This is a genomic window from Planococcus dechangensis (assembly GCF_042654465.1).
Lineage (GTDB): Bacteria > Bacillota > Bacilli > Bacillales_A > Planococcaceae > Planococcus > Planococcus dechangensis.
The window spans coordinates 14,086-30,947 of sequence record NZ_JBHSGL010000001.1 but is presented as its reverse complement, the minus strand read 5'-3'; the positions used below and the strand labels follow the sequence as shown (position 1 = coordinate 30,947).

Sequence of the window (16,862 nt, the reverse complement as noted above, 5' to 3'; positions counted from 1 at the left end):
GTGACAAATTCCAATACATGGGCATTGAAATTTCCCTGAATTTTTAGTATTCTATAATGAACAAAAGAAAAGGATGATTTATATGGAAAAAAAGAGAAAGGTGTTTGCCTATATCACCAAAGGCGATGAAAATAACCGTGAACTGCTTGTCTTCGAATACAAGGGAGAACCGGAAGTCGGACTTCAGGTGCCCGGCGGATCGATTGGCGAGGACGAGCTATTGATCGATGCACTTTATCGTGAAGTCAAAGAAGAAACCGGCTTGCCGCGACATGTTTTGGAGTTTGTCGGCAAAATCCATAAATACAATTACTATCCGCCGCACAAAGACAAAGCATACGAGCGCAACATCTTCCACTTTGAATACACCGGCGAAGATTTCGATGCATACGAGCATACGATCAAAAGCGAAGGACGCGATAACGGGCTGGTAGTTCAATACCGTTGGGAGCCGATCGAAAACTTGCCGAAACTGGCAGCTGACCAAGACGAAGCGATCGAGCTTTTGGAGTACTGACCCCCACAATTGTGCCACCATAAAAAGCGATCCACCGTCCAGAGTACTGGATGGTGGATCGCTTTTATCATTTCCGGTCGACTTCGCGGATGTAGTCGAGCGGTACGAACATTTCGATATGGCGCTCTAAGTTTACGAATGTCGCCGGCAAAATCCCGCCGAATTCGCCGTCTAAGTTCAACAGGACACGTTCATCGGATGTCACCGAGATTTTGCTCGCTTTTACATATACAACATGTGGGTCTGATAAATGCTCGCCTCTTAGCGCAAGTGAAGCAACTCGGATAAATTCTGCCATATTGAGTTCTTTCAAGATGAGCAATGTGAATTTACCGTCGTTGATGCTGGCGTCAGGCGCTAATTTTTCAAATCCGCCGACCGAATTCGTCAAGCCGATCAAAAACATCATCACTTTATCTTCAAACACTACGCCGTCATATTCAATCCGGACACGGGACGAACGGATGGAAGGAATCATTTCGATGCCTTTTAAATAATACGCCAATTGCCCGAGCACCGTTTTCAGTTTGCTCGGCACTTCATAGGTCAATTCCGTCAAGCGCCCCCCGCCCGCGATATTGACGAAATAGCGGTCGTCATTCATGACGCCGATATCAACAGGGATCGAGTCGCCCTGGATAATGATATCAATCGCACGGTTAATATCCCGAGGAATATGGACAGCCCGCGCAAAATCATTGGTAGTGCCCATCGGAATCAAGCCCACTTTCGGACGCTCCGGGTATTTGGCGATGCCAGAGACCACCTCGTTAAGTGTTCCGTCCCCGCCAACCGCAACGACCAAGTCGAATTTGCGCTCTACTGCGTATTCCGCTGCCTTGATCGCGTCTCCTTCACATGTCGTCGCGTGGCAAGAAGTTTCATATCCTGCGACCTCCATTCTTGCTAGAACTTCCGGCAGGTGGCGTCGGAACAACTCCCTGCCGGATGTCGGGTTGTAAATAATGCGTGCTCGCTTCATCAGATTCAGCCTTTCTGGACCATTCTATAAAACAGGACATGCAATAGCTGCAGAAAGTTCCCTTATAAGGGCTTTCTGCAGCCCGCCGTTCCATTCATGACATTCAAGCTAAACTTTCTTTCAAGGTTTTGCTCAAATCTTCGTACGTATCTTGCCACAGTTCAGGATCCGATGTGAAGCGGTCGGATATTTCGCCGATTACGGTTTTCCAGTGCAGTTTGTATTGCGGATCCGCTTCTTCCGGCAGCCTTGATTTTTTCTCCTCTACCATATCTTGCACTTTCGCTGACCTTGGCCCCCACGACCCAAGAACATCCCCATCTTGAGAGAGGAAAACATATTTCGGAATCGATTTTCCGCCATCGGTCAAATAACGCTCTATCAGTTCCGGATTGTCATCGCGGTAGACGCAGCGAACTTCGACATCCCCAGCTTCAGCTATTTTCCGGAGAATCGGGTTGACCATCATTGCATCGCCGCACCAATCTTCAGTGATCGCCAAAATTTTCGGCTGCTTTTGCTTCAGCAAATCGAATAGTTCGGGATGATCCGGCAAGTCGAACTTTTCATATATCGCGTATGTTTTTTCTTGATTGGATTCCATTTGCGCCATGTATTTTTCAAGTGTAATGGCGTGTTCAAAATATTCCAATTCAGTCATCATGCTATCACATCTCCTTACAAAACAGTTTACCTGTTCTTTTCCCTTTGCGGCAAACTTTTAAGCAAAAAGACAGGGAAATGTTCCTATTTGTTGGTTAAGTTGCGACGGTCTCGCATGTTTTGAAGGCTTTGCTGCGTTGAGTAGTGTACGTGTTGCAGTAAGCGATGCATTTGCTCGAATATATGGAATACGTTTTACACCTACTCTTCTAATGAGTCTATTAGGTGATCGCTCATAGCTGGACTTTGGAGTGAGGTATGGCCATCTTTGTTTGTCTCATCTAGGAATAGCCGCCTCCCGCTTGGGGCAGGCCTCTCGCGATGAGCCGAGAAGAATGCGCGGTTCGGCTGTTAGATTTCATTGGGTATTGTGTGCGAACTAGTATCGCTGTTGATTGTGTTTATCCGCTGATTGTCGACGCTTAGCTGGACTTGATAGCGAGCTGGATTGTTCGTTGATTATTTCATCGTGAAGCAGTCGCCTCCCGCTTGGGGCAGGCCTCCCGCAATGAACCGAGAAGAGCGCTCGTCTCATTGCTTCGGCTCGCCCTTATGCGCGGTTCGGCTTTTCGATTTCACTATATTTCGCATGCCAGGAAGTGTCGCTGTTAATTGACTTCATCCGATTGTGGGGACGCTTAGCTAGGCTTGATAGTAGTGAAGTTGCCATAGCTATCCAATTTGGACTTATGAAATGACACAAACTTATTCACACTAAGTCCAATGTCAAATGCATTTTATTTACTTTCTAAAAATAGAGATGTAGCAGAAAGGGGCGAATGGATGGCGAGGAGGAGCCGAGTCCATTCATTTGCGACGCATCTGCGTAGCAGATGTGGGAGCAACGCTTTTCATGTGATGTTCGAACGCAGTGAAATTAGGGCCTCGGCCTGACACCCGCCCCTTATCCGGGCAGCTGAACACGCGACGTCCTGTCGCATCAGCTGCATGACCTGCATCCTGCAGGCCCAAAGCGTGCCCCTTGAAGCGCAATCTCAAGCAATACTATTTCTCATTAACATTCAAACTTCCCGAATCCACTTCACTAAAACAACCCACAAAAAAAAGGATGGCTCAGTGAGCCATCCTTTTCCTGATTAACGTTTCGAGATTTCCTCGAGGAGGATTTTGTTCAAGAGCGGCGGGTTGGCCTGCCCTTTTGTTGCTTTCATGATTTGGCCAACAAGGAAGCCGACTGCGCGGTCTTTGCCGTTTTTAAAATCTTCGATCGACTGCGGGTTGGCATCCAAGGTATTGGTGACGTATTCCAACAATACGTTTTCGTCCGAAATTTGAACCAAGCCTTGCGATTTGACGATTTTATTCGGGTCGCCGCCTTTTTCGATCAATTCCTTAAAGACTTTTTTGGCAATCTTAGAAGAAATCGTGCCTTCTCCGATCAATTTGATCATGCCGGCAAGTCCTTCTGGTGTCAGTTCCGTATCTTCAAGCTCTTTATTCTGGGCATTGAGGTACGCGGACACTTCGCCCATCAGCCAGTTGGACGTCAATTTTGCATCAGCGCCGGCTTTGACGGTTGCTTCAAAGAAATCAGAGATTGGTTTCTGCAGCGTCAACACCATCGCGTCATAAGAGGACATGCCAAGCTCGGAAACATAACGGGCTTTACGGGCATCCGGCAGTTCCGGAATTTCTGCGCGAACACGCTCGAGCCATGCATCGTCGATGACGATATCGACCAAATCCGGTTCCGGGAAATAACGGTAATCATCCGAGCCTTCTTTAATGCGCATAAGCAGCGTCTTGCCTGTCGATTCATCATAGCGGCGTGTTTCCTGCTCGATAATGCCGCCCGACAACAACACTTGCTCTTGGCGAATCTGTTCGTGCTCCAAGCCTTTTTTAACAAAGTTGAACGAGTTTAAGTTTTTCAATTCGGTTTTTGTGCCGAACTGCTCCTGACCATATGGACGCAAAGAAATGTTGGCGTCGCAGCGCAGCGAGCCTTCTTCCATGCGGACATCGGAAACGCCCGTGTATTGGATGATCGACTTGATCTTCTCCAAATACGCATATGCTTCTTCCGGTGTGCGGATATCCGGTTCTGAAACGATTTCGATCAATGGCGTTCCTTGACGGTTAAAGTCGACAAGTGAATGACCGTTGCCGGTATGCGTCAATTTGCCGGCATCTTCTTCCATATGAAGGCGCGTGATGCCGATGCGTTTCTTCTCGCCGTTTACTTCGATTTCAAGCCAGCCGTGTTCGCCGATCGGCTGGTCAAACTGTGAAATCTGATACGCTTTCGGGTTATCCGGGTAAAAATAGTTTTTACGGTCGAATTTGGTGTGGCGCGTAATCTCACAGTTGAGTGCAAGTGCGGTTTTCATTGCCCAATCGACTGCCGTCTTGTTGACGACCGGCAACACGCCTGGGTAGCCAAGGTCGATGACGTTGGTATTGGTATTCGGTTCAGCACCGAAATGTGCCGGGGAAGGCGAGAACATTTTGGATTCCGTCTTCAGTTCGACGTGGACTTCAAGCCCGATAATCGTTTCGAAATTCATTGTGCTGCTCCCTCCCATGTTTGCGGTGTTTCTTTATGGAAATCGGTCGCCTGTTCGAAAACATCCGCGACGCGGTAAATCGTTTCTTCATCGAAATAATTTCCGATGATCTGCAAGCCGAGCGGCAAACCGTTATCGAATCCGCATGGGACCGAGATGGCCGGTACGCCTGCCAAGTTGACAGGAATTGTCAAAATATCATTTGCATACATCGTCAAAGGATCGTCGATGATTTCACCGATTTTAAATGCCGGTGTCGGCGTTGTCGGCCCGACGATAACATCGAAGTTTTCGAACGCTTTATCGAAATCCTGCTTGATCAAAGTACGCACTTTTTGCGCTTTTTTATAGTAAGCATCGTAATAGCCAGAGCTGAGCGCGTATGTTCCGAGCATGATGCGGCGTTTTACTTCGTCGCCGAAGCCTTCAGCACGCGTATTCATGTAGAACTCAAGCAAGCTGCCGGCTTTTTCCGTACGGTAGCCGTAGCGAATGCCATCAAAGCGGGACAAGTTGGACGATGCTTCAGATGAAGCCAAAATATAATATGTGGAAAGTGCATATTTGGAATGAGGCAAGGAAATCTCTTCCCATGTTGCGCCTTTTTCTTCCAATACTTTCAATGCATCTTTCACTGCTTGTTTCGATGCTTCGCTGACGCCTTGTGCGAAATACTCTTTCGGCACACCGATGCGAAGACCGTTGATATCCCCAGTAAGTGCTGCTGTAAAGTCCGGCACTTCAACATTGGCGGATGTCGAATCTTTTTCATCATGGCCCGAAATGGCGTTCAGAAGTAAAGCATTGTCTTTGACTGTGCGTGTAATCGGCCCGATTTGGTCGAACGATGATGCATATGCGATCAGCCCGAAACGTGACACACGGCCGTATGTCGGCTTCATCCCGACAACGCCGCAAAAAGCAGCCGGCTGGCGGATCGATCCACCAGTATCGGAGCCGAGTGAAAACGGCACTTCGCCTGCTGCAACAGCCGCAGCCGAGCCACCCGAAGAACCGCCTGGAACGGTTTCCAAGTTCCATGGGTTTTTCGTATTTTTGTAATAAGAGTTTTCGTTGGAAGAACCCATGGCAAATTCATCCATATTCAATTTCCCGACGATGACCATTCCGGCTTCGCGCAGCTTGTCCACGACCGTTGCATTATAAATCGGGTTAAAACCTTTCAGGATCAAGCTCGATGCTGTTGTTTCCAATCCTTCTGTGACGATATTGTCTTTCACGCCGATCGGCAGGCCGTAAAGCGGTCCGCGCCCTTGCACTTCGGTTTGATCCATTTCAGCAGCCTGTTGTAAAGCCTGCTCTTCGTTCAATGCCAAAAAAGCATCGACTTTCGGATCCAATTCCTTGATGCGGCCAAAGGTTTGTTCCGTCAGTTCCGCAATCGTTAATTTTTTGCTATGTAGTAACTCCTGCAATTCGGCTGCAGTTTTTTCAGCTAATTTCATCCTTTACCCTCCTCACATTCAGTCCAGAATTGTCGGCACCCGTACTTGTCCGCCTTCATGCTCTTTTACGTTTTTCATCACAAGTTCACGCGGCAATCCTTCGATTGCTTTGTCTTCACGCAAAACGTTGACCAGCGGCAATACATGCGTCGTCGGTTCCACATTTTCCGTATCCAATTCATTCAGTAATTCCATTGCATTGGTGATTGCTTCCAATTGCTCTGCAAAATGCTCCGCGTCTTCATCGGTAATTGCCAAACGCGCCAAGTGAGCCACTTCAATTACTTCTTCTTTTGTCATTTTCGCCATTTTCTACACCTCCGGATTCCGTAAACATACGGTCTATCATAACATTTTTCTAAAAAAATGAATAGAGACAGCCAGCCGGCTGCCCCCGTAATATGGCGGATTTATTCATAAATATGAACGATTGGTTCCGCCTCTCCAGCTTTTCGCAAAATGAGCGCTTCCGCTCCGTTAGTCGAAGTGACATTCACTTCAAGTTCAATATTGTCGGGGAAATGGTCCATCAATAGGCCTGTCACATATTGTGTGAATCCGATCACTTCGGAAGACCCGTAAAATTGGATCGGAATCTCAATCTTCAACTCGTGCAATTGATTGTCCTGATAAAATCCTTTGCCGATGACGCTGGTAAAATTAGAGAAATAAAGTTCCACGTCTTGCTTGAAATTGCGGAATGCAGTATCGATATCTCGGTATTGTTCATTCGTTCCAGATGTCGGGAACACTACGAACGCTTCATTGATGGCGTTCCAATTCGCTATTTCGCTCTCGCCTCTCGGGGCGGCACCGTAAGCGAAATAAGTACCCGGCGTCATCGCATTGCGGTTGTTTTGAGCGAACAAAGATACCAGTATCGGCACATTCGCCATTTCTTCTTTCTCTCGCAGGCGGCTGACGATTTCATCTGCCATGCGCTTGCCTTCTCTCTCGATTTCTTCTTTGGAAATGGATTCCTCGTAAGGAATGCCATCGATCGAGCTGTAGTAGACTGTATTCATCGCGAGACCGATCGATACACCACCAAGGCGAATCTTGTCTTCCTCGGTCTTGACGAGATAATTTTGCTCAAGGATATGGGCAAGCAGTTCCGGATCCGGGCGTTCGCCTTCTTCCTGTTGCGCTGAAGAGCGTCCATCTTCCGGATTTAAGCCGTTGGGATTGTCCGCGCTCGTGCGTTGCAGCCAGCTCGTCGCCTCTTCATCGGTGATCATCTGGCCTTCCTGGAAATAATAATCGTCCGGCGAGAATTGCTGCTGTGACAAACGCAACAACCCATGTTCGGCTTCTTTAATGTCATAGCGAGAATTCAGGCGGCTGACGATCTTGCCGCGTGTCGCGCTTTGCTTATAAGGCAATAGCGTCCGGTAATACTGTTCGTCGAGCTGCATGCTCGGGATGATTGCCGTTTCTACCTCTTCTTCTGTGCCAACCACTTCCGCTTCGTCGTTGCCGGAAGGGACACATCCCGTAAGCAGCAAAACACCGATCGGGATCCACCAAATGCGTTTCATGTGCTTAATCTCCTTATACGTTCAATTCCATAAGCAAGCGCTCTTCATTCCATACTTCTATGCCCAAGTCCTGCGCTTTGTCGAGTTTTGAACCCGCTTCTTCACCGGCAATGAGCAGATCGGTTTTCTTGCTGACACTGCCTGTCAATTTGCCGCCGAGCGCTTCGATGCGTTCCCCGGCTTCTTGGCGCGTCATGTTTTCCAGTTTCCCGGTAAGTACAATCTTCTTGCCCGCAAAGGCATTGGCGCCTTCCTCCACGCGGACGATTGTGCCCGTATACGATAGATTGACGCCTCGCTCGCGTAAACGTTCCACAAGCGCCACAACTTCTTGTTTTTCAAAATACGTAACGATTGCATCCGCCATCTTATCACCGATTTCGTGGACAGCCACCAGCTCTTCAAGGCTTGCTTGCATCAAACTGTCCATCGTGCCGAACTGTTCGGACAAAATGCGCGCACCGCGTTCGCCGACATGGCGTATGCCAAGGCCGAACAGCAGCCGCTCCATTGAATTGCTTCTCGACGCATCAATCGCATCGATCAAATTCGAAGCCGATTTTTCGCCCATCCGCTCCAGCTCCAGCAATTGCTCTTTCGTTAATGCATACAAATCCGAAATGTCTTGGATCAAGCCTTCGCGGTACAATTGCTCGACAACTTTCTCGCCGAGCCCGTCAATATTCATGGCGTTGCGCGACACAAAATGAACCATGCCTTCGACAATTTGTGCTGGGCATTTTGGATTGACGCAGCGCAGCGCCACTTCCCCTTCGATGCGTACAAGTTCACTTTGGCACGCAGGGCATTCGGTCGGCATTTCGAATGGCTGTTCGTCACCCGTTCGCATGTCCACCAAAGCACGCACGACTTCTGGAATGATGTCACCGGCCTTGCGGATAATGACTTTATCGCCAATGCGGATATCGCGCTCGCGGATCAAGTCTTCGTTATGGAGCGACGCCCGTTGCACGGTCGTACCCGCTACAGCGACCGCTTCTAGAATGGCGGTTGGTGTCACGACCCCGGTTCTGCCGATGCTTAGTTCGATGTCACGAACTGTTGTCATCACTTCTTCTGCAGGGAATTTATAAGCGGTCGCCCATTTCGGGCTTTTCGCTGTAAAGCCAAGATCCTGCTGGTGAAGGAAGCGGTTCACTTTAATGACGATGCCATCGATTTCATAGCTTAATTTGCTGCGCTCGGCAGTCCAAGTTTCGATGTAATCGAGCACTTGTTCAACTGTCTTGCAGACTTTGCGTTCCGTATTCGCTTTAAAGCCTAGTTTTGACAAATAGCTCAGCGATTCATCGTGATTATTCAATCCATAATTTTCACCGTCGCCACCGATTCCATAAATGAAAACATCCAAATTACGTTTGGCCGCAACCTTCGAATCGAGCTGGCGCAGAGAACCAGCAGCGGCGTTTCGCGGATTGGCAAAAAGTTCTTCGCCTTGCTTTTCGCGGTCTTCGTTCAACGCATGGAATGAGCTTTTAGGCATGAACACTTCGCCGCGCACTTCGACCGATACCGGCTCTTTCAATTTGAGCGGAATCGAACGTACCGTCCGCAAATTGACGGTAATGTCTTCTCCGACACGGCCATCACCACGCGTCAAACCGCGCACGAATTTCCCGTTTTCATAATGGAGCGAAACGGCCAGGCCGTCGATTTTCAATTCACAGACATATTCGACGGAATCCCCAGCCCCTGCACGGACACGCTTGTCGAAATCACGCAAATCGTCTTCATTGAAAACGTTGGACAAGCTGAGCATCGGGCGCTCATGCTGCACCTTTTTGAAATTCGACAAAGGCGTTCCCCCAACGCGCTGTGTAGGCGAGTCAGGGAAAATCAAGTCCGGATATAAATTCTCCAGCTCGATCAATTCGTTCAGCAATTGATCGTAAACGGCATCCGGCACGACCGGCTTGTCAAGGACATAATATGCGTGACCGTAATTGCGCAATTGATCGTTTAATTCGATGACACGTTCTTCAGCTTTGATGCGGTCCATTCAAGTTCCTCCAGATCATTCTTTTTCTATCGGCGCAAATTTCGCCAGTAGCCGTTTGATTCCAACCGGACTAGGAAAGGCAATATCAAGTTCAGTTTGTTCGCCTTCGCCTTTCACGTTGACGACAGTTCCGACGCCCCATTTTTTATGCGTTGCACGGTCGCCGGTTTTCCAGCCTAGTTTATCGCCGCCTGATTGTTGATAGCTAGGTTTGAAGACGGCTCTTCTCTTCGGCGCCTGCTTATAGCTTGTCGCTGCACCCGCACGGTGGTTGGCAAAAGTTTGTTCAATCAGCTCTTCAGAGATTTCCGAGATAAAGCGGGACGGCATGTTGAAGCTGCTCTTACCGAAAATCGTGCGTGACGAAGCATGGGTCAAATACAAACGCTGCTCTGCACGCGTGATGCCGACATAAGCCAAACGGCGCTCTTCTTCAAGTTCATCGTCATCGTTGTTCGAACGAGCATGAGGGAAAACATTTTCTTCCAAGCCAATGATGAAGACCACCGGGAATTCCAATCCTTTTGCCGCGTGCATCGTCATGAGGATAATCGGGCCATCAGTCGGCTCCTCGTCATCCAGTGAATCGATATCGGCGATCAATGCCAAATCAGTTAAGAACGCCACCAATGACTTATCATCGCTTTGCTTTTCGAACGCTTGTGTGACGGTCAAAAATTCATCCAAGTTCTCCAGGCGACTTTCACCTTCGATGGTTTTGTCGTTCTGCAGCATTTGGCGGTAGCCGGATTTTTTCAGTACTTCTTCCACCAATTCGGTGACCGATAAATACTGCTGCATCTCCGTGAATCCTGCAATCATAGAACGGAATTCCAACGCGGTCTGTGCGGTTTTCGCAGTCAGTCCCATGAAATCCGCTTCTTGGAGCGAATCCATGATGGTCCGGTCTTGTTCGATGGCAAAACGCGCCATTTTTTCGAATGAAGTCGCTCCGATGCCGCGCTTCGGTTCATTGATGACACGCGCCAAGGATAGGTCGTCGTCGTTATTGGCGATCAAACGCAAATAAGCCAGCAAATCCTTGATTTCTTTGCGGTCATAGAATTTTGTGCCGCCAACGATCGTATAGGCCATATTCGATTTGACGAACATTTCCTCCAATATCCGTGACTGTGCATTGGTCCGGTACAAAATCGCAAAATCAGAGGTTTTGTACCCTTCTTCTTGCATCAGCGTTTGGATCGTCTGCACGATGTATTGCGCTTCCTGGCGTTCATCTCCTGCTTTATGAAGCGTAATCGCCGGGCCTTCGTCGTTATCGGTGCGCAATTCTTTCGGGTAACGGCTCGTGTTTTTCTGGATGACATCGTTTGCCGCCTGCAAAATGCGCTTGGTCGAGCGATAATTCTGCTCAAGCATGATCACTTTTGCATCCGGATAATCTTTTTCAAACGACAGGATATTGGTGATGTCCGCGCCGCGCCAGCGGTAGATCGACTGATCGGAATCGCCGACGACGCAAATATTCTTGAACTTTTTCGCCAGCAGCTGGACAAGCTGATACTGTGCGTTGTTTGTATCCTGGTATTCATCCACATGGATATAGTGGAATTTGTTTTGATAAAACTCCAGCACTTCCGGTTCGCTTTCAAACAACTTTAAAGTCACCATGATCAAATCGTCGAAATCGAGCGACTGGTTTTTCTGAAGGCGCTTCTGATAGCCTGCATAGACATCCGCGACGGTTTTTTCGTAAGGATTAAACTGATTGGCGTTCGCAGTGAACGTGTCTACGTCGATGCATTCGTTCTTTGCCGATGAGATGGCATTCAACATCGTCCGCGGTTCGTATTTTTTCGGATCCAGGTTTTGCTGCTTCAAGACGTTTTTGATGACCGTCAATTGATCGGTCGTGTCGAGAATCGAGAAGCTCTTAGAATAGCCCATCCGGTCGATGTCGCGGCGCAAAATACGCACGCACATCGAGTGAAATGTCGACACCCACATGCGGTCGCCTGTTCCGTGGCCAAGCAGCCCATCGATGCGGTTGCGCATTTCCCGTGCTGCTTTATTGGTGAATGTAATCGCCAGAATATTGGACGGATATACTTGCTTCTCGAGGACCAAGTATGCGATGCGATGCGTCAACACGCGTGTTTTGCCGGATCCTGCACCGGCCATGATCAACAACGGCCCTTCTGTCGTTTTGACTGCTTCTTCTTGTTCAGGATTCATTCCCCGCAACAAATTTTTCGTAATTAATTCCATTGTGCACCACCTCGAACATTCGTTCCTATTATTATAGCGATTGCTCAGCCGTTTCCGCAACTGCCTTGACGGTCGCAAGCGCTTTTTTCAAATCTTCATATATAATATTGCCGACGACGATCGTATCGCAAACGGCTGCCATTTCTTTTGCTCGGTTCACGGAGTCGATGCCGCCACCATAAAACAAGCGGGTATCAGACAGCTTAGCCTGAACTTTTTCAACCAGTGCCGGATCGCCGTATGTGCCACTATACTCCAAATAAAATACCGGCAGTCTGAAAAAGTGCTCAGCCATGCGAGCATACGCCAAGACATCTTCCTCAGTCAGTGCGGTATCAGCTTGTGTCAACTTGGCTGCCTTACATTCCGGGTTCAGGATGCAATAGCCTTCCGGGACAATTTCTGTCCAATCCATAATATCGCCGTATTCACGTATTGCTTCATGGTGAAGCCCTTTGATCCATTGCGGATTGTCACTGTTTAAGACGCTCGGGATGAAATAATAATCAAAGCCGGGTGTCACCGATTCCACCGTCGACACTTCCAGTACGACCGGCACAGAATACCGGCGTACGCGTGCCATCAACTCCAAGACATTGTCGAGTGTGACAGCATCGCTGCCGCCAATCAAGATGGCATCGGTCCCGGATTCGCAAATTCGTTCCAAATGTTCATCTGCAAGTTCTTTTGCTGGGTCTAGTTTAAAGACATGCCGCCATGTTTGAAAGTCCACGCCTATTCTCCTTACTGTACTTTTGGTTTCATCTGTCCATTATAACAAAAGATGAGCCAACTCTCTGTTCTCATCCATTGTAATCTCGGTAAAATCCCCATAAAAAAACTGGCCAGCACGAAGCACTGGTCAGTCTTTTGTCGTTTCAATCGCTTTTTCTTCCGGATACAGCACATCGAGCATTTCTTCGTACGCATCGTTGCCGTAATTCAAACAGCGGCGCACCCGTGAAATGGTTGCGGTGCTTGCGCCCGTTTCATTCTTTATTTTTTCGTAAGTCTTTTTTAAACGCAGCATATGGGCCACTTCAAAGCGTTGCGATAATGACTGGATTTCACTGATGGTGCATAGATCATCGAAAAAGCGATATGCTTGTTCTTTATTGTCTAATGCCAGTATCGCTTCGATCAATTGATCGGTTTGCGGACCTCGGATTTTATCAATCTGCATGCATATTCAACGTCCTTTCATTTCTCTTAAGTCTAGGGGGTGTATTGAACGGCCTGGCTCAAGCCTGGCGTCTCGGGAATAATGTGGATCCATGTTTTGCCTTCCGCGAGATCAGCTGTACCGCTATCGTCAATCGGTACAAGCATGCCGTTTTCCTCACGCCAGTTGAGCTCGCGCACAACGCCTTCTTGGAACAATAACGCACTTCCGCCGCTTGTTAAATCGATTTCCTGGCGCCCTTTAGCATCGATGGTGCGGTGCTCTGCCTCGATGACCAGGACATTGGCGACTTCTATGCGCTGCAAGCTTTCTTTGTCCGCTGAAATCGTACCGCCAGAAGCGCGTGTGTAAGTTCCAGCCTCGGAGTCATACGCATACGTGCTCGTAAAGTCCGGATCTCCTCCGTATGCCACTCTAACGGAAGTTGCTGGTTCCCCTAGTCTATCATTTTCCCCCCGTGCAGAGAAAGTATAAGGTGCTTTTACACTGTAATTGGTTGAAGCGCTGGTCATATTCATTGCTAGTTTAATATTTTCATAAGTGATATAGGAATTATGCGGCGCCACCCGGTCAAGCGAACGCTTGAACAAAGTGCCGTCGTATTGCATGCCGTTCACATGGTCAACCTTTCCGGAATCGAGCAGGCGCTTCGCTTCCGGGCTATAGCCATGCGCCACAAAAAATGCATCATATGCGGATGCCAACTCCACGAAATAATCGCGTGCGCTGCGGATCGGTCCGATATTGACCGGAAACTGGCTTTGATAAAGCGCCAAGAACCGCGTAATATTGTATTCCGCAATCAATTCAAATACCATGTCCGCTTCGGCCAAGCCTGTTTGCGGCCGAGCAGCTGGATGGTTATTGATGACAGCCATTACTGCTCGTGCATCGTAAGGGCCGTCTCCTTGAAGCCCGGTGAACGGAGCAGTGGTCAGCACTTCCTCTGGCACTTGTTCAGGTGCCTCCGGCGCTTCCGGGGTTTCCGGTTGCGCAGTTTGGTCCCTATCCATCAGCCAATAAACGATCAATCCCGCGGCGACTAAAGCAGAGAGCACGAGCAGCCATTTTTTCATCTTGGTCACCTCATGAACGCTGGGAATAAGATTTTTTTATTCATTACATCATAAATTCCTTTTTGGGTAATGCGGACATACGGCAAATGCGTCGCCATCAGGAACAACAGCGTATAGACGGCATCGCCATGTTTATAGCCGCGTTGTTTCAAAGCACTCTTCAATGCGGTTTCCTGTTCCATCAACGGCTCCATCGGTAAATCCGACATGATGCCGCCGATCGGCAATGGCAAATCACATACAATCTCGCCATTTTCCATCAACACGATGCCGCCCTTTAACTCTTTCACACGTTCAAAGGCTTTCCACATATCCTTGCGGCTTTTCCCGATCAATACGATATCGCCTGTATTCGTATAAGAAGAAGCAAAGCCATCAACGCCCGGTGCGAATCCTTTGATCAAAGTGTTGACGCGCCATTTGCCGTGGCGGTCGACCAGCATGAGAAAGCTTTCCCCATGCTCTTTCGACAAGCGTTCCACATTTGTGTCGACACTTACTGAATATGGTTTAGTGATGACGTCATTGACCATCTCTACGCCAAACGGCATCGAAAACTGGAAGTCATCATCCGTCAATTCAAACTCTAGTTCGAGCTCAGGCAACACTGACCAGTCGACATCGTCGAGCGAGCGTACTTTTTGGCCGTCGCGCTTGAGCCATACGCCTTTAGAGATGACTCCGCTCGGCACTGGATTGTCGATCGAATCGAGGATGTTCAGGCTGGCGTAACGGCCCGTCGCGATCAATCCGTGCAAGCTTGTCAGGTTATAATAGCGCGCCACATTATAAGAAGCCATCATATAAGCATCGATCGCAGGAACACCCGCATCAAGCGCAATTTGAATGCAAAGATCCATAACGCCATCTTTATGGAATGCAGGTGTCGAGCCATCAGTCGTCATCATCAATTTATCGAAAACGTTCAATTCGCGTGCCACGATTCCAGACAGCAATTCTGGTAAATCCGGCCGAATTGATGAATGCCGCAGCGTGACGCCGTATCCGTGGAGCAGGCGCATCTCTACTTCATCAACGGTCATCGCCTCGTGGTCGCCATCCGCCCCGAGCAGTTTCATGCGCGCCAATGTCATTTCCGAAGCTCCTGGAAAATGGCCTTCGATTTTCTTCAAGCTGATTTTCGCTTTTTGAATCCAGTAAAGCATTTGATCGTCGCCCGCCAGCAGCTTCGGCCAGCCGGTCAATTCCCCTCCGAGTATCACGTCGGGCCGCTCCAGCCATTCGCCGACCGACTTCGAAGTGAATTTTTGATCTTCCTCAAGCAATTCCGTCTGGGAGTCAAAACGAGTCCACCAATAAAACGTGAACGGCAGCTCGGCCAGCCGGTCAAGCAATGTAAACGCTTTCTCGTTTTCTAGCGCTAAAAACAAAGGCAAGTTGTCGGAAATGAACCCTGTTGTTCCTCCCTGTGCTGCAAAATCAGCAAAACGCTGCGGATTGTAAAGCTGGTACGGATGCACATGCGGTTCGATATAGCCAGGCACGATGAATTTGTCGCTGACATCGACGACTTCTGTCGCCCCGTCCACTTTCGGCATTTCTTTACCCGCGTAAATAATCCGGTCGTCACTTATCCAAATATTTCCTGTTACCCATTTTTTGAAAATCCCGTGCAGATAAGTAGCATTCGTCAGCACAAGATCCGGGGACAATTCTTTAGAGACAATCTTCAATTGTTTCCGTATTTCTGTATTTCTCCATAAAGGGTTCACCATCCGAAGGCACCTGCTCTCTCTTCAATATCTATACATCATATCGTAGCATAATTATGCAGTATTTTACAGAGAAGCACTGCAAAAACGACTGCCTGTCGACCAATTTTGGACATAAAAAATCCACGCCCTAAAGACGTGGATTTTGCTTAGTTATTGATCGGATTGCTGAAAGGTTTCAAGATGTCTTTTTGGTCTTGTTCTTTTCTCGTCAACACATCAGAAACCGGATCGTAGGATTCGCCGTAGAAATGCTCGTCTTTGTACGTATGAATATCTTCGTACATCGTCTTCATCGCTTCGAAAATCTGTTCTTCGGTTTCGTTGTTCGGCGCCCAATAGAGAATCTCCATTGAGTTTTCTTCGCCTGTCGCAAGCGAACGGCGGCTATAGCCGATCGATGACGCATGTTCGAAACCTTCACGTGCATAAAAGCGCAAGCGTTTTTCCGAATCGGTGTCTTCATAATCAACCGGTTCAACTTCTAGGATGATCGGTTTGTTCTTGTCTTTCAAAAACTGCAGCGCTTTTTTACCGATCCCCATGCCGCGCGATTCTTTTGAGACGAATAGGTAATCGACGAATGAAAAGTTCGGGAATTCCGCATACATCAATACGTGGTAAGGACCTTCGTCCTTGTAATAGACACTGCCTTTTTCTTTCAGCAAAGAATCCATATGTTCTTTCGATTTCATTTCCTCTACAGGAAAATACTGATTCAGTTTTTCATACCAGTTCATCATTTTTGCTCCTTCCGAGTTTGAATGCCCTGCTGGTTTTGTTACTTCCGGGGTAATGCTTGGTGGAAAATGGAGTTTAGTAATAGAGGTAAAAGTGGGCTTATGAAAATCCTCCGCGGCATTTGCCGCATAAATAAAATGACACAGCTCCGTGACGAAATTGTGTCATTTTATTATAGCAATTATT

14 protein-coding genes are annotated in these 16,862 nt (G+C 48.3%); 1 reads left to right on the top strand and 13 read right to left on the bottom strand.

What is annotated here, in order from left to right:
• Positions 1-82 precede the first annotated feature (82 nt).
• A complete protein-coding gene (locus ACFO5U_RS00145; RefSeq protein WP_377275601.1) occupies positions 83-517 on the top strand; it encodes an NUDIX hydrolase in 435 nt (144 codons plus the stop codon).
• A 67-nt stretch (positions 518-584) separates the two neighbouring features.
• Here the strand turns inward: ACFO5U_RS00145 and ACFO5U_RS00140 are convergent, their stop codons facing one another.
• The 13 genes from ACFO5U_RS00140 to ACFO5U_RS00080 form a co-directional block, all read right to left on the bottom strand.
• A complete protein-coding gene (locus ACFO5U_RS00140) occupies positions 585-1,499 on the bottom strand; it encodes a diacylglycerol kinase (RefSeq protein ID WP_377275599.1) in 915 nt (304 codons plus the stop codon).
• A 103-nt stretch (positions 1,500-1,602) separates the two neighbouring features.
• Complete coding sequence (locus ACFO5U_RS00135; RefSeq protein ID WP_377275597.1) at positions 1,603-2,163, bottom strand: thioredoxin family protein; 561 nt, start codon at positions 2,161-2,163, stop codon at positions 1,603-1,605.
• Between the two features lie 1,096 nt (positions 2,164-3,259).
• Positions 3,260-4,690: an Asp-tRNA(Asn)/Glu-tRNA(Gln) amidotransferase subunit GatB gene (gene gatB, locus ACFO5U_RS00130; protein WP_377275595.1), complete on the bottom strand. Its 1,431-nt coding sequence runs from the start codon at positions 4,688-4,690 to the stop codon at positions 3,260-3,262.
• A complete protein-coding gene (gene gatA, locus ACFO5U_RS00125) occupies positions 4,687-6,156 on the bottom strand; it encodes an Asp-tRNA(Asn)/Glu-tRNA(Gln) amidotransferase subunit GatA (RefSeq protein ID WP_377275594.1) in 1,470 nt (489 codons plus the stop codon). Before gatA ends, gatB begins: the two co-directional genes overlap by 4 nt.
• An 18-nt stretch (positions 6,157-6,174) precedes the next feature.
• Positions 6,175-6,465: an Asp-tRNA(Asn)/Glu-tRNA(Gln) amidotransferase subunit GatC gene (gene gatC / locus ACFO5U_RS00120; RefSeq protein WP_377275592.1), complete on the bottom strand. Its 291-nt coding sequence runs from the start codon at positions 6,463-6,465 to the stop codon at positions 6,175-6,177.
• A 101-nt stretch (positions 6,466-6,566) separates the two neighbouring features.
• Positions 6,567-7,694 carry a CamS family sex pheromone protein gene (locus tag ACFO5U_RS00115; protein WP_377275591.1) on the bottom strand — a complete coding sequence of 376 codons (1,128 nt, stop codon included), beginning with the start codon at positions 7,692-7,694 and terminating at the stop codon, positions 6,567-6,569.
• A 13-nt stretch (positions 7,695-7,707) separates the two neighbouring features.
• A complete protein-coding gene (ligA, locus tag ACFO5U_RS00110) occupies positions 7,708-9,714 on the bottom strand; it encodes an NAD-dependent DNA ligase LigA (RefSeq protein ID WP_377275589.1) in 2,007 nt (668 codons plus the stop codon).
• 15 nt (positions 9,715-9,729) lie between these two features.
• Positions 9,730-11,943, bottom strand: a complete 2,214-nt coding sequence (gene pcrA / locus ACFO5U_RS00105) for a DNA helicase PcrA (RefSeq protein ID WP_377275588.1) — start codon at positions 11,941-11,943, stop codon at positions 9,730-9,732.
• A gap of 31 nt (positions 11,944-11,974) precedes the next feature.
• Positions 11,975-12,676 (bottom strand): heptaprenylglyceryl phosphate synthase, encoded by a 702-nt coding sequence (gene pcrB, locus ACFO5U_RS00100; protein ID WP_377275586.1) that lies wholly within the window; start codon positions 12,674-12,676, stop codon positions 11,975-11,977.
• Between the two features lie 129 nt (positions 12,677-12,805).
• Positions 12,806-13,126: a YerC/YecD family TrpR-related protein gene (locus ACFO5U_RS00095; protein WP_377275584.1), complete on the bottom strand. Its 321-nt coding sequence runs from the start codon at positions 13,124-13,126 to the stop codon at positions 12,806-12,808.
• Between the two features lie 32 nt (positions 13,127-13,158).
• Positions 13,159-14,202 (bottom strand): DUF3048 domain-containing protein, encoded by a 1,044-nt coding sequence (locus ACFO5U_RS00090; protein ID WP_377275582.1) that lies wholly within the window; start codon positions 14,200-14,202, stop codon positions 13,159-13,161.
• A gap of 5 nt (positions 14,203-14,207) precedes the next feature.
• Positions 14,208-15,938: an adenine deaminase C-terminal domain-containing protein gene (locus tag ACFO5U_RS00085; RefSeq protein ID WP_377275580.1), complete on the bottom strand. Its 1,731-nt coding sequence runs from the start codon at positions 15,936-15,938 to the stop codon at positions 14,208-14,210.
• Between the two features lie 146 nt (positions 15,939-16,084).
• Positions 16,085-16,675 (bottom strand): GNAT family N-acetyltransferase, encoded by a 591-nt coding sequence (locus ACFO5U_RS00080; protein WP_377275579.1) that lies wholly within the window; start codon positions 16,673-16,675, stop codon positions 16,085-16,087.
• Positions 16,676-16,862 lie beyond the last annotated feature (187 nt).

Coding starts and splice junctions, on each gene's coding strand:
- ACFO5U_RS00095 (WP_377275584.1), bottom strand. CDS start 13,126: ATGCAGATTGATAAAATCCGAGGTCCGCAAACCGATCAATTGATCGAA.
- ACFO5U_RS00115 (WP_377275591.1), bottom strand. CDS start 7,694: ATGAAACGCATTTGGTGGATCCCGATCGGTGTTTTGCTGCTTACGGGA.
- ACFO5U_RS00090 (WP_377275582.1), bottom strand. CDS start 14,202: ATGAAAAAATGGCTGCTCGTGCTCTCTGCTTTAGTCGCCGCGGGATTG.
- gatB (WP_377275595.1), bottom strand. CDS start 4,690: ATGAATTTCGAAACGATTATCGGGCTTGAAGTCCACGTCGAACTGAAG.
- ACFO5U_RS00135 (WP_377275597.1), bottom strand. CDS start 2,163: ATGATGACTGAATTGGAATATTTTGAACACGCCATTACACTTGAAAAA.
- ACFO5U_RS00140 (WP_377275599.1), bottom strand. CDS start 1,499: ATGAAGCGAGCACGCATTATTTACAACCCGACATCCGGCAGGGAGTTG.
- ACFO5U_RS00080 (WP_377275579.1), bottom strand. CDS start 16,675: ATGAACTGGTATGAAAAACTGAATCAGTATTTTCCTGTAGAGGAAATG.
- ACFO5U_RS00145 (WP_377275601.1), top strand. CDS start 83: ATGGAAAAAAAGAGAAAGGTGTTTGCCTATATCACCAAAGGCGATGAA.
- gatC (WP_377275592.1), bottom strand. CDS start 6,465: ATGGCGAAAATGACAAAAGAAGAAGTAATTGAAGTGGCTCACTTGGCG.
- ligA (WP_377275589.1), bottom strand. CDS start 9,714: ATGGACCGCATCAAAGCTGAAGAACGTGTCATCGAATTAAACGATCAA.
- gatA (WP_377275594.1), bottom strand. CDS start 6,156: ATGAAATTAGCTGAAAAAACTGCAGCCGAATTGCAGGAGTTACTACAT.
- ACFO5U_RS00085 (WP_377275580.1), bottom strand. CDS start 15,938: ATGGTGAACCCTTTATGGAGAAATACAGAAATACGGAAACAATTGAAG.
- pcrA (WP_377275588.1), bottom strand. CDS start 11,943: ATGGAATTAATTACGAAAAATTTGTTGCGGGGAATGAATCCTGAACAA.